Genomic DNA, 13,309 nt, shown 5'->3' with positions numbered 1-13,309 from the left:
TCATCCCTGCGGCAGCGTAAGGGTAAAGCGGACGCCGGGTTCTTGCGCCGTTACCTGAATCTTGCCGTGCAGGCGTTGCGCCAGTTGGCAAGCGATGGTGAGCCCAATACCGGTACCTGAAACACCCTCGGTAATGGAGGATTTGACCCGATAAAACGGGCGGAAGATCAAGGACATCTCATTTTCCGCAATACCGGGGCCATAGTCGCGAACGGCGATCTCCACGTTTTCCGCAACGTGTTCAACGGTCAGATCCACGCGCTGGCCCTGCGAAGCGTATTTTTCGGCATTACTGAGAAAGTTGCTGACAATTTGCGTGATCACGTCGCGATCGCTGTGCAATATCAGATTCTCAGGGCAGGACATGTGAATCGTCATGCCTTTAGCCTGCAACGCAGGCGTAAAGATCTGCGTAATTTCTGTCATCAGACGGCGGAGATTGACTGGCTGAAGATGCAGTTTCGGTGCGCGCGTAAAGGTCAGGATATTCTGGATAAGCCGTGATAACCGCTGGCCTTCCTGAGTGATCACATCCACATAGCGTCTCTCATGCGTTTGTTCATCATCCAGCCCTTCGCGCAGCAGTTCGGCATAGAGCGTGATGTTGGTCAGCGGTGTTTTCAGTTCGTGTGACACCTGGCTGACAAAATCGACCTGCTGGCGCGCCTGACGCGCCGCGCGGGTATATTCCCGCCACAGCGAGACGCCCAACAGTGCGACGGCGAGAAGCAGCAGGACGATTAATGCGCCGCCCCACAGCCAGATATGCCAGAGTGGTGCGTTGACGCCGTAAGCGCTGACCTGCCACGTTGTGAGTGGATACGCCAGCGTGCGGGCGTCCAGTAAAGTGAGCCGCCGCAGATCCGCCTGCGCGTTCTGATAAAGCTGACGGCCGTTTTCCGTCACCCTGACAATCTGCTGCGGATCCCCCGGGTTCACCTGTATGCCGTTCGCCATATCCATCATCAGCTGTACCCAGGAGAGGCGAAAGCCGATGATCGCCCCGTCTTTCTGCCGCCAGTAGATCAACAGCGGTTCCGGAGTCTCAAAACTAATAAACCAGCCGGCCTGCGGCGTGTCCTGCTCGCTTTGCGTCATATGACTGGCAAGTTGGCTGGGATCGTTGACCAGCGGGCTGAGCAGGCGTACCCACTCTTTATCCTTGTTGCTCAACGGCTGACGCTCATCGGGGTAAAGGAGATGATTTTTCCGCAGCATAAAGACGTCGGCAATGTCGCTGTCGTTCTCTTTAAGCGCGCTGAGGGTGGCGACCTCTGCGGGGTCGATAAAATCGCCAATCGCATGCAGGCGGGAGGCTTTTTGCTGCAGAATATTTTCGATCCCCCTGGCGACGCTGGCGGTTTGCGATTTCGCCAGGGTTTGGGTCTGGTACTGACGCAACAAGACTTCATGTTCCAGAGTGCGAACGCCCAGGTAAGCAAGCAGAATAAAAAACATCAATGTAATGACGAGATAAATCGGCTTGCGTCTGAACATCCAGCACTCCTTGTGGATCAGTTCGATTTCGAACTCTGGTTTTTGGTTTTATAACTCTGTTCTTTCAGCGACTTGCGCGACGCTTCTTTGCTTTCGCTTTCCATCCTGTCCAGCAACTTAAGATTTTCCTCTGCGCTCGCCTGTGCCTTCATTCTGGCGGCCGGTGCGCTAAGCGGTAACGCGCTGAGTGTACTGGAGTTTTCGCGCAGGATCGCTTTCGCCTCGTCCATTTTGCCTTCATCGATGAGCTGTAACGCCTGCTCATTCTGAATGGCGGATTTCTGAATGGCGGAATCGACGATCACATCCTCCACCTGCGCTTTCTGAACCTCGTTGGCTGAGGCGGTATAGCTGACGGCCATCTTGTCATCCCAACGCTCTTTCTGCCCGGTGGCGAGGTTGTTATAGCTGACGTTGACCTCAGCGAGCGGCTTGCTTTGTGCGGCCTGGCCTTTCGCCGGCAGCACTTCCAGCATGACATATTTCTCCTGATTGGCGTAAAGCTGGTTCAGTTTAACGGTCACCGTGTTGTCGCGGATTTCACCTTCACGCCCCAGCAGGCGAAGTGGCTTAACGTTGTCGGCGACGTTAATTTGCACCACCACATCCTGAGCGACGACGGACATGACATCGCCAAATTCATGGGCAAATGCCTTCTCCAGGGCATCGGTGTTTTGTACAAACACGTGGTTGCCATCGCTGTACTGGGCAATCGCCGCCATCAGATCTTCATTGTAGCCTTCGCCAATACCCATCGTGGTGATGGCAATCCCTTTGCGGGCGGCAATCTTACCCAGTTCTGCCAGCTCGCTGGTGGAGGAAGGGCCGATGTTCGCCTGACCATCAGACAGCAGGATGATGCGGTTAACATGGGCCTTATCGAGGAATTTACTGTTTTCTTTGATACCGCGGCTGACACCGGCAAACAGGGCAGTACCGCCGCGTGCGGTCAGTCGTTCACGGATTTGGCTGATAAGTTTCGCTTTATTGTCGACTTTGGCCGCCGGCACAATGACATCCACGACGTCGTCGTAAATCACCACCGAGAGCGTGTCCTGGGCGCTTAAAGTGTTCACTGCCATTACGGCAGCTTCTGTGGCTTGATCGATACGCTCGCCGCCCATTGAGCCGGAGCGGTCAATCACCAGCGCGAGGTTGATCGGGCTGCGTTTGGTTGCATGCAGCGGGAAACCCGTCAGTGACACTTTGAGGTAGTTTTTGTCCTGGCTGTTTTCCAGCACCAGAGGGGAAGCCAGTTCGGATTTAATCGTCACTTTCGGCGCGGGCGGTTGTGCCGCCGTTGTTGTCGCAAGCAGTCCCATTGCCAGGGCTGCGAAGAGGTGTTTGAGATTCACGGTACGTCTCCTTGTCTTAAGAATCGACTCCATTCTTATGCGACCGTAACGTCGGTTGGTCTGTAATCTGTATAAAGTTGTCAAAACGGCCTGTCAGGCCAAAAATATCCCTTAAAAAAACGCCGGAAACTCAGTCTCCGGCGTTATCTTATCGGTTCACGAACAGCCTTTGCTTACGACTGGGTCTTATCCTGCTTTTCGCGAACTTCACGGTACCAGCGCGGGTGATGCTTCTTCGCCCAGGAGCGGGTTACCCAGCCCTCTACCATCGCGGTAATAGTACCTTTTACCCACAGCGCGGCGTAAATATGCACCATGATAACCACAATCAGCGCGACGGCGGCAAATGAATGCAGCATTAACGCGAAGCGGATCACCGGAATGGAGAACGCTGGCGCAAAGTACGGACGCCAGATGATCACACCGCTCACCAGCAGCAGCACCAGGAAGATAATCGCCGCCCAGAACACGCATTTCTGGCCGAAGTTATACCGCCCGGTGTCACCCACCTCTTCGTTGACGACAATCTTGCGAATGTTCTTCGCCCAAAAAATGTCATCCCGGTTAATCAGGTTGTGGTGCCAGTAACGGAAGAACATGATGATGAACGAGGCAAACATGATGATGCCCACAAACGGGTGCAGAATACGCGCCAGTTGCGGTGTGCCCATGATTTGCATCAGCCAGTTGAAGGACGGGAAGAAAAAGCCCAGTCCGCTCACCGCCGCCAGCACGAAGCAGAAGGCGGTGACCCAGTGGTTGATGCGTTCCGGCGCGGTGTAGCGCACGATGGTGTCACGTCTTTTCATTTGCGCACCTCATCGTCTTTCTCTTCATGCAGGTTGTTCTCTTCCTCATCCGCACGGTTTGGACCGACACCGACGTAGTGGAAGATGCTGGCCGCAAAGGTCGCGGCAAAGCCGACCGCTGCAAGAGGCTTCCAGATCCCTTTCCAGAATTTCACGGTGGCGCTGATTTCCGGGTTCTCCGGCAGACCGTGGTACAGATTCGGTTTGTCGGCATGGTGCAACACATACATCACGTGCGTCCCACCTACGCCCGCCGGATCGTACAGGCCAGCATTGTCGTAACCACGGGTTTTCAGTTCTGCCACACGCTCGCCAGCCAACGTTTTCATGTCCTCTTTGGAACCAAAGTGGATAGCACCCGTTGGGCAGGTTTTCACGCAGGCCGGTTCCTGGCCGACGGTCACGCGGTCAACGCACAGCGTACATTTATAGACGCGGTTGTCTTCCGGGTTGAGTCGCGGCACGTCGAACGGGCAACCGGCGATGCAGTAACCACAGCCGATGCACTGCTCGGACTGGAAGTCGACAATCCCGTTGGCATACTGAATGATAGCGCCTTCTGCCGGACACGCCTTCAGGCAGCCCGGATCGGCGCAGTGCATACAGCCATCCTTACGGATCAGCCATTCCAGTTTGTCGTTCTGCTCCACTTCCGAGAAACGCATCACGGTCCAGGATTTAGCGGTTAAATCCGCCGGGTTATCATAGACCCCGACGTTGCTGCCGATCTCATCACGGATGTCGTTCCACTCTGAACAGGCCACCTGACAGGCTTTACAGCCGATGCAGGTGGTGACGTCAATGAGCTTCGCCACTTCTTCCTGGAAGTCCCGCGCCTGAGGCGCGGGGGTGAGACCGTTAGTCGCGGAACGACGGATAATGTCTTGCGATTGATAAGCCATAAGTCGTCTCCGTTACACCTTTTCCACGTTCACCAGGAAGGACTTAAATTCCGGCGTTTGTGAGTTGGCATCGCCCACCGATGGCGTCAGGGTGTTCGCAATAAACCCTTTCTTCGCCACACCTTCATAGCCCCAGTGAATCGGAATACCGATAGTATCGATATCCTTACCGTCTGCCTTCAGCGTGCGAATACGCTTAGTCACCACTGCTTTGGCTTTGATATAGCCGCGGTTAGAGGAGACTTTAACAGTGTCGCCATGGGCGATACCGAGCTTGTTCGCCAGCGTCTCGCCGATCTCCACAAATTGTTCCGGCTGCGCGATAGCGTTAAGCAGCGCATGCTTGGTCCAGTAGTGGAAGTGCTCGGTCAGACGGTAAGTGGTTCCGACGTACGGGAACTTATCGGCTTTACCCAGCGCTTCGGCGTCGGCCTTAAAGATACGGGCGGCAGGGTTGGAGATCACGTTCGGGTGCAGCGGGTTGGTACCCAGCGGCGTTTCAAACGGTTCGTAGTGTTCCGGGAATGGACCTTCCGCCATCTTGTCGAGAGCGAACAGACGTCCCATCCCTTCCGGTTGCATGATGAACGGCCCGACGTCGCTGCCTGGCGCGGCGGCGCTGTAGTCCGGAATGTCCATCCCGCTCCATTTTGCGCCGTCCCATTTCAGGATCTGACGCTTTGGATCCCACGGATTACCCTGCGGGTCAGCGGAAGCACGGTTGTACAGGATGCGGCGGTTCAACGGCCATGCCCATGCCCAGCCCAGCGTATTGCCCAGACCGGACGGATCGGCGTTATCGCGACGCGCCATCTGGTTGCCTTCCGGCGTCCAGCTACCGGCGAAAATCCAGCAGCCACTGGAGGTGGTGCCGTCGTCACGCAACTGAGCAAACGAGCTGAGCTGTTGGCCTTTCTTGACGATCACTGCGCCCGTAGCCGGGTCGATGAGATCGGCCAGCGCTTTCCCGTTACTCTCCATCGCCACTTCTTCCGATGCCGGTTCATGTGGGGTGGAGTAGTTCCAGGTCATGCTCAGCACCTGTTCCGGGTTGGCACCGCTCTGCTCAGCATACATTTTGCGCAGGCGCAGGAAGATACCGGCCAGGATTTCGCCGTCGGTGACCGCGATCCCCGGGGCGTCTGCGCCTTTCCAGTGCCACTGCAGCCAGCGACCGGAGTTCACGATCGAGCCGTTCTCTTCGGCGAAGCAGGTGGACGGCAGGCGGAACACTTCGGTCTGGATTTTCGACGGATCCACATCGTTCGACTCACCGTGGTTTTGCCAGAAGGTGGAGGTCTCGGTGTTGAGCGGATCGATCGTCACCAGGAACTTCAGTTTGGACAGTGATGCGATCGTCTTGTTTTTGTTCGGGAATGAGGCAACCGGGTTGAAGCCCTGGCAGATATAGCCATTGACCTTACCCTCTTTCATCATCTCGAAGTACTGCAGCACGTCGTACCCTTTGTCCCACTTCGGCAAGAAGTCAAAGCCCCAGCTATTTTCCGCTGTCGCTTTATCGCCGTAGAAGGCCTTCATCAACGAGACGAAGAATTTCGGGTAGTTGCCCCAGTAGTTGACCTGGTCTTTCAACAGCGGTTTTGGCGTGTTCGCGGCCAGATACGTTTGCAGGTCCGGCTGTTTTTCATTCGGTAGCGTCAGGTAACCCGGCAGGCTTTGTGACAGCAGGCCTAAGTCTGTCAGCCCCTGAATGTTGGAGTGGCCGCGCAGGGCGTTAACGCCGCCGCCTGCCATCCCCATGTTGCCAAGCAGCAACTGGATCATCGCCATGGTGCGAATGTTCTGCGAACCGATGGAGTGCTGTGTCCAGCCGAGGGCATACAGGAACGATGCGGTTTTGTCTTTCGCGCTGGTTTCCGCAATGTACTCGCAGACTTTCAGGAAGTCGGCTTTTGGCGTACCGCAGATATTTTCCACCACGTCCGGCGTGTAGCGGGAGACGTGCTGTTTCAGCAGGTTCCAGACGCAGCGCGGGTGTTGCAGGGTGGTATCGCGTTTGGCAAAGCCCTCTTCGTCCAGCTCATAGTTCCAACTGGTCTTGTCGTACTTGCGTTGATCCGCGTTATAGCCAGTGAACAGGCCATCTTCGAAGCCGAAATCTTCACGCACGATCAGGCTGGCGTTGGTGTAGGCCTCGGTGTATTCGCGGTTATATTTTTCGTTCGTCAGCAGGTACAGCATCACGCCTGACAAGAAGGCAATGTCAGTACCAGAACGGATTGGGGCATAGAAATCGGCCACCGACGCCGTACGCGTGAAACGCGGATCGATCACAATCAGCTTCGCGCCGTTGTGAATCTTCGCTTCCATCGCCCAGCGGAACCCGACCGGGTGTGCTTCAGCGGCGTTACCGCCCATCACCACGACGAGGTTGGCGTTCTTAATGTCGACCCAGTGGTTGGTCATCGCACCGCGACCAAATGTTGGAGCAAGACTTGCTACCGTTGGTCCGTGTCAGACACGCGCCTGGTTGTCGACCGCGAGCATACCGAGCGCGCGGGTGAATTTTTGCGTTAAAAAGCCGGTTTCGTTACTGGACGCGGAAGCACACAGCATCCCGGTAGACAGCCAGCGGTTAACGGTAACGCCTTCAGCGTTTTGCGCAATGTAGTTGGCATCGCGGTCTTCTTTCATCAGTTTCGCGATGCGGTCAAATGCCTCATCCCAACTGATTTGTTGCCATTTATCCGAGCCTGGCGCGCGGTATTCCGGGAATTTCAGGCGACTTTCGGAGTGGATGAAGTCCACCAGACCGGCCCCTTTCGGACAGAGCGCACCACGGTTGACCGGATGGTCCGGGTCACCTTCGATATGGAAGATTGACGCTTTGGCGTTTTTTGCACCGTCGCCGAGGCTGTACATCAACAGCCCACAACCAACGGAACAGTAAGTGCAGGTATTACGGGTTTCGCGGGTGCGCAGCAGTTTATATTGCCGGGTTTCCGCGAGCGCTACGCCGGGCGCGAAGCCCAGTGCTGCCGCCGTGGTGCCTGCCATACCGCCAGCGCAGATCTTAAAGAACTGCCTTCTGCTGACCTGCATGGTTTGCTCCTTTTTCGACATTGTCACATCCCTTTCACATTCATATTGGTGAGCGCTCAGGGTGTGGTTGTTATTTTTCTTTGCGGACGGGACCGCAAAGGTCCAGAATTGGGTTAATTCCCCCCCATCCAGGAGGGGCTTGCGACAGAATACCACAATGTTGGTACGTGTGTTCTTATACGGTTAAAAGAAAGTGAATAAGATACATCCAAAAGAAGTCGGAAATGTGATTAATGTCACAAGCTCTCGCCAGGTTAACCTTTGGAAGCGTGAGGATTTGCATCACCCTCAGCCGGATGAGGTAGCTGAAGAGGTGCCCGTGGCGCTGGTTTATAACGGCATTTCTCATGTTGTCATGATGGCCTCGCCGAAGGATCTGGAACATTTTGCAGTCGGTTTTTCCTTGTCTGAGGGGATCATTGACAGCCCGCGCGAGATCTATGGCATGGATGTGGTTCCCTCCTGTAATGGACTTGAAGTCCAGATCGAGCTTTCCAGTCGCCGTTTTATGGGGCTGAAAGAACGCCGTCGCGCGTTGGCCGGACGCACCGGCTGTGGCGTGTGCGGGGTTGAGCAGCTCAATGACATCGGTAAACCGGTGCAGCCGCTGCCGTTCACCCAGACTTTTAACCTCTCCAGACTTGATCACGCATTAAGACATCTGAAAGATTTTCAGCCTGTGGGGCAGCTCACCGGGTGTACGCACGCTGCGGCGTGGGTGATGCCATCGGGTGAACTGGCGGGCGGACATGAAGATGTCGGTCGGCATGTTGCGCTGGATAAACTGCTGGGGCGCCGTGCCGCCGAAGGCGAAAGCTGGGGGCCGGGAGCGGCGCTGGTTTCCTGTCGCGCAAGCTATGAGATGGTGCAGAAGTCTGCGATGTGCGGCGTTGAGATTCTGTTTGCGGTCTCTGCTGCCACCACGCTGGCGGTGGAAGTCGCTGAGCGCTGCAATCTGACGCTGGTGGGGTTCTGTAAGCCAGGCAGGGCGACCATTTATACTCATCCGCAGCGTTTAATCGCTGAGTGATTTTGATTCAATTAATTTGAATGAGACGGGCAAATCCTTCCGCTTTTAGTTGTCTGAGTAACGGCCTATTATTTATCACATCAAGGCACGGTGCCTTACTTAAACAACTAAGTTAAAGGGTTTATATCATGAAAAGCATCAAAACTTTTGTCGCAGTTATCGCTCTCGCTACCTCTTTCGGTTCTTTTGCTGCCCAGTCTGTGACCGCGACCGGTTCTACTCTGGAAAGTGCTGAAGCAAAAATCGCCGCTCAGGCTGAACAGGCTGGTGCAAGCTCCTATAAAATCACTCAGGCTTACACCGGTAACCGCGTGCACATGACGGCGGAACTGCTGAAATAAGTTCATCTCCATTGTCGAAAGAGCGCCCTTGAGGCGCTTTTTTTGTGTCTGTCATTATTGTTTTAACAACGACATAAACGCGTCATATCCCGTTAACTCACAAATGGTTTCGGCGGGATGCTGACACAGCACGCTGGCCAGATAGCTGAAGATCTTTAATTCGTGACGTGCGTCAGCGGCAGCGCAAGCAATCAGTACATGGCTGACCGGTTCATTATTGACCTGTACGGGATGCGCCAGAGTAATAAAGAACCCGCGAAAGTGACGCTTCTGTTCGCTCCAGCAGTGGGGGATCGCCAGATGATTGATAATCAGGTTTTCGCCTTCATCTTCGCGGGCGCATATCCGCAGTGCTTCATCACGGGTGATATGTTCCTGCGCCACGAGTTTGTCGCAAATCTGATGGGTAATGTGATGCCAGGTTTCGTCGGCGAGATTCATATAGTGAAAGCTGCCCGGCTCAGAGAAGAAGCGCTCCGGTTGCTGACGAATAAACGCCGTGGCAAGAAAATTTTTGATTTGTTCGGACCCGACTGCGGAAATAATATTTTTAATAGTCAGGACATTTTTTAATGAGTCATCCAATAAATAGTGGCTGTTATTGACGATCAACAGGGGATCAACTTCTTGTCTTATCGCGTACACATCACTGGGAGTGCGTGCAATGATCACCCGACAATTCAATACATCACGTTCAATAGCCTGCTGATTTATGGTGGCAATCGCATTTTGATCGGATAATAAAATGATGGGTTGACGCTCATTTTGGTGCCGCTCCAGCGCACAGGCGAAATAGAGCCCGATCAGATCACTGTCAAACAGCGGAATTTCTAACTGTTCCCGCAGTAGCGCAATGAAGCGCAGGCTCATGTCAAATGCAGCGGGCCAGGCCGCTTTCAGGTTATTCATGCTGCTCTGGCGATGTTCCGGTACCCAAACGGGGGCCGAAACGCATCTCAGCAGGTGACCCGTGATATTTTCAACCAGTTGCGTATCGATAAGGTTCAAAGTGGCGACGCCAGGTACGCGTTGTAGTAAAGCAATCACGGTATCGGCAGACAGGGTCATGGCCTGTTGTTGCTGTTTATCCAGCAGTCCGTGCAGCGTTTTTAACGCGTTCTCGCCAAGATAGATCCCGCCTTGTTCTACGGCATTTTTTAACATTGTATGTCGACATTCCGGCCATGTGTCCGAGAGTTGATTACGCAGTGCATAGACCGCCAGCACCAGACTGGCGAGGTATTCTCCCGACATCAGTGGGAACTCAGCAAGAAGATGTTCACATGCGCTGGTAAGTCGTTCGACAGTGTCTCGCGTCACGCCGGGGAGAGGAATTAACAGCGGGTCTTTTTTGAGCAGATTCGCCAGCAGGACAATCCGTTTTTCTTCTGGTTCATCAACGAAATGGCCCACACCGGGGCGGCTGGAAAGACAAAATGCACGCTCATAGCGTTGCTTCAGTCGCGACAGACGGTCTGCGACCCAGGTTTCCGGCAAATTAAGCGAAGAAGCCAGTTGTACGCGGGGGGTAAAGGTATTGAGCAGCAGAAGTGCCAGCAAACGATCGTCGTTATCATGGCGTTGTAAAAGCTGAAAAAAGCTGCGCCGGTCGATAATGTCCAGTTGGTAACCCGCACTGCCACCAGGCTGAATGCGCGCTTTCCCGCTGAGGGTGAAATTGATGTAATCAATATCGCGCAGGATTGTTCTACCCGAAACGCCAGTTTGCCGCGCCAGCTCGCTGAGTGAGTTAGGCCGTTGTTCAAGAAGGTCGACAAGCGTTAACTGGCGTTCACTGAGCATCAGATCACCCGGCGAAAGTCGGTGAAAGTTTTGATCTGATCTGCCGTCAATGAAGTCAGCAGCTCACGGACTAACGTAAACAATGCATCATAATCTTTTGCAGAAATCATGCCGCTATTGGCATGCAGATAGCGGGTGGGCAAACAGAGTGCTGCAACGGGGCGCCCGCCACCCATCACATTGTAGCGTCCACCGTCTGTTGCTCCGGTTTTCATGGTACAGAACTGTAAAGGGGCGCCACTGTTTTCTGCACTCGTCCTTAATGCAGCGACCAGCTGTTGATTTGGGAAATAACGTTTATCAAACAGCATGAGCCCTGGACCTTCACCCAGTTTCAATGGGTATTTGGTGTTGTCGATTCCAGGGACATCACCAGCAACAGCAGTATCCAGGACGATAACCACGTCGGGCCTGATGTGTTCTGCTGAGGTTTGCGCGCCGCGCAGCCCCACCTCTTCCTCCACACTGCCCACGCCATAGAGGGTGATATTAGGATTATCGACGGACTGCAAAAGTTCTGCCATCAGGGCGCAGCCGACACGATTATCCAGTGCTTTGCCGACGATTTTGTCGTCGCCCCAGCAGGCAAAGTTCGCCTCTGGGCTAATGAAGTCACCGATCGCAATACCGCGCTTTTCTACCTCTTCGCGGCTGCTCGCGCCAATATCAATGAACATTTCGTCAAATGTCAGTGGTTGATGTTTCTGTTTTTCGGTGAGGGCATGCGGTGCAACGGAACCGATAATACCAGGGATTTTAAATCGCTTGCGGGTACAAATAGTGACCCGGTGGTTCAGCATCGACTGACTCCACCAACTCCCAATTGTCGTAAAATGCAGAAAACCGCTATCGTCGATATGTGTGACCATAAAGCCGACTTCATCCATATGACCGACGACTGCCACCTTTGGCCCACAATGACCTTTACGAGCAACAAAACTGCCGAGGCCGTCAAACGTCATTTCATCCACGCAGGATTCCAGCTCATTGATGAGAATTGCGCGCACTTCTTGTTCATCGCCACTGACCGCGCTGGCTTCGCATAATTGCTGAAGTAACTTAATGTTCATGTGCATGTTCCTGTTGCGCGGTCTTGCGTCTCAGCCACAGCCCTTTCAGGATGATAATCAACGCAATGTTCAGTGCGAGGCCAATAGCCAGCACCAAGTAAAAGGAGCCTACCGGCGACATCAGGCCAATCAGCGGATCAAAAATACCTAATCCCGGCGCGAGGCGTTTGATTCCGAAAGCGATCACCAGCATTCCGGTAATACCACCGGAGAGTGTATTGGCGGTAATCATTGGCAGCGGTGCGGCCAGGGCATAAGGAATTGCGGGTTCGGTGGCGACAGTGGCGCCGACCACAATCGCGCTGCTCGCGGCGGCCTTCTCCTGTGAGGTAAACAGTTTGGGTGTCAGATACGTGGCAATGCCTGCCGCGACGGGAGGCATTAGCGCCACTACGCCGACGATGGCGTACCAGTCATAGATATGTTTTTCCAGCAGTGAGAAGCAGAAAAACCATGCGGTTTTGTTGATGGGCCCACCCATATCAAATGCCAGCATCGCGCCAACGAGGAAGGCGGCGCCCATTTTCATGGACGGGGGGATCGTGTTCAGGAAGTGCAGCAGGCTGCTCATCAGATCCGACATCACCGGACCAATAACGTAATACGTCAGCACGCCAAACACCAGCAAAGTGGCGAATGGGATTAGCATCGAGCCAAGCAACGGCTGGAGCGCTTTGCCGAGACGGACTTTGCGAAACCACAGCACGAAATAGCCGATTGCCAAACCCAGTACCACCGCGCCGAGAAAACCAGCACCAGACTGGGTGCCGAGCAATCCTTTGTCGTTAGCCAGATAGCAGACCAGAAACGCCGGGGCAAATGCGGGTTTGTCGGCAATCGACCACGCGATATACGCCCCCATAATGGGGATCATAAAGGTGAAGCCCAGATAGCCGATGGATTCGATAATCCAGGTAAATGACGGCGCACCCTTCGACATATCGGTATACGGCAAGCCGAACTGCACCAGCATATTCGCGATGGCGACCAGGATACCGCCACCGATCACAAACGGGAGCGCAGCGGAAACCCCCGCCATCAGGTGGCTCATTACACTGCCTTGCTGGACATCCTGTTTACCGAGTTTAACGCTACTATCTGCGGTAAACATCTGCGAATGAGAAGGCAACTGTGTGAAAATCTGGTCGATATTTTTTAGCGCCTGGGAAATGGCGATCTCATAGACTTTTTTCCCGGCAAATCGCGCCCGATCGTCACCACTTAAGCCACGCCCGGTGGCTAAAATCACGTAATCGGCGGCGGCAATGTCATCCTGCGTCAGGCGGTTTTCTACACCACTTGCCCCCTGGGTTTCGATTTTAATCGTATGACCGAGCGAGCGTGCTTTTTGCTCAAGCGCTTCGGCCACCATATAAGTGTGGGCGATGCCGGCAGGACAGTTGGTGATTGCTACTAAACGTAAGGATGACTCCATAGCC

At 54.3% G+C, this 13,309-nt stretch carries 10 protein-coding genes; 2 read left to right on the top strand and 8 right to left on the bottom strand.

Annotation, left to right across the window (positions count from 1 at the left end):
- From HVZ37_RS21580 to fdnG, 5 genes are all read right to left on the bottom strand, one after another.
- On the bottom strand, nucleotides 1–1,497 hold the full coding sequence (locus tag HVZ37_RS21580) for a HAMP domain-containing sensor histidine kinase (protein WP_181627960.1): 1,497 nt from the start codon (nucleotides 1,495–1,497) through the stop codon (nucleotides 1–3).
- Between the two features lie 17 nt (nucleotides 1,498–1,514).
- Nucleotides 1,515–2,852: a VWA domain-containing protein gene (locus tag HVZ37_RS21575; RefSeq protein ID WP_155985523.1), complete on the bottom strand. Its 1,338-nt coding sequence runs from the start codon at nucleotides 2,850–2,852 to the stop codon at nucleotides 1,515–1,517.
- A 173-nt stretch (nucleotides 2,853–3,025) separates the two neighbouring features.
- Entirely contained in the window at nucleotides 3,026–3,661 is a 636-nt protein-coding gene (gene fdoI, locus HVZ37_RS21570; RefSeq protein WP_181627959.1) for a formate dehydrogenase cytochrome b556 subunit, read from the bottom strand.
- Nucleotides 3,658–4,563 carry a formate dehydrogenase O subunit beta gene (gene fdoH / locus HVZ37_RS21565; protein WP_042998870.1) on the bottom strand — a complete coding sequence of 302 codons (906 nt, stop codon included), beginning with the start codon at nucleotides 4,561–4,563 and terminating at the stop codon, nucleotides 3,658–3,660. The genes fdoI and fdoH overlap by 4 nt, the downstream gene beginning before the upstream one ends.
- A gap of 12 nt (nucleotides 4,564–4,575) precedes the next feature.
- Nucleotides 4,576–7,626, bottom strand: a complete 3,051-nt coding sequence (fdnG, locus tag HVZ37_RS21560; RefSeq protein ID WP_090050648.1) for a formate dehydrogenase-N subunit alpha — start codon at nucleotides 7,624–7,626, stop codon at nucleotides 4,576–4,578.
- Nucleotides 7,627–7,819: 193 nt separating this feature from the next.
- Between fdnG and fdhD the strand changes: the two genes are divergently transcribed.
- Together fdhD and HVZ37_RS21550 are read left to right on the top strand one after the other, a co-directional pair.
- Complete coding sequence (gene fdhD / locus HVZ37_RS21555) at nucleotides 7,820–8,656, top strand: formate dehydrogenase accessory sulfurtransferase FdhD (protein ID WP_181627958.1); 837 nt, start codon at nucleotides 7,820–7,822, stop codon at nucleotides 8,654–8,656.
- A gap of 128 nt (nucleotides 8,657–8,784) precedes the next feature.
- Nucleotides 8,785–8,997: a DUF1471 domain-containing protein gene (locus tag HVZ37_RS21550; RefSeq protein ID WP_042998873.1), complete on the top strand. Its 213-nt coding sequence runs from the start codon at nucleotides 8,785–8,787 to the stop codon at nucleotides 8,995–8,997.
- A gap of 54 nt (nucleotides 8,998–9,051) precedes the next feature.
- Here the strand turns inward: HVZ37_RS21550 and HVZ37_RS21545 are convergent, their stop codons facing one another.
- From HVZ37_RS21545 to HVZ37_RS21535, 3 genes are read right to left on the bottom strand one after another with little or no spacing between them, the layout of a single operon-like run.
- Nucleotides 9,052–10,800: a putative frv operon regulatory protein gene (locus HVZ37_RS21545; RefSeq protein ID WP_181627957.1), complete on the bottom strand. Its 1,749-nt coding sequence runs from the start codon at nucleotides 10,798–10,800 to the stop codon at nucleotides 9,052–9,054.
- The gene (locus HVZ37_RS21540) at nucleotides 10,800–11,870 is read right to left on the bottom strand and encodes an aminopeptidase (protein WP_181627956.1); all 1,071 of its coding nucleotides are present in this window, start codon (nucleotides 11,868–11,870) and stop codon (nucleotides 10,800–10,802) included. Before HVZ37_RS21540 ends, HVZ37_RS21545 begins: the two co-directional genes overlap by 1 nt.
- On the bottom strand, nucleotides 11,860–13,305 hold the full coding sequence (locus HVZ37_RS21535; RefSeq protein WP_156595527.1) for a PTS fructose-like transporter subunit IIBC: 1,446 nt from the start codon (nucleotides 13,303–13,305) through the stop codon (nucleotides 11,860–11,862). Before HVZ37_RS21535 ends, HVZ37_RS21540 begins: the two co-directional genes overlap by 11 nt.
- Nucleotides 13,306–13,309: the final 4 nt, after the last annotated feature.

Origin of the sequence: Citrobacter sp. RHB35-C17 (assembly GCF_013816795.1) — a bacterium.
GTDB lineage: Bacteria > Pseudomonadota > Gammaproteobacteria > Enterobacterales > Enterobacteriaceae > Citrobacter_A > Citrobacter_A amalonaticus.
The sequence above is the reverse complement of the archived record's forward strand: the minus strand, read 5'-3'. Positions and strand labels throughout refer to the sequence as shown.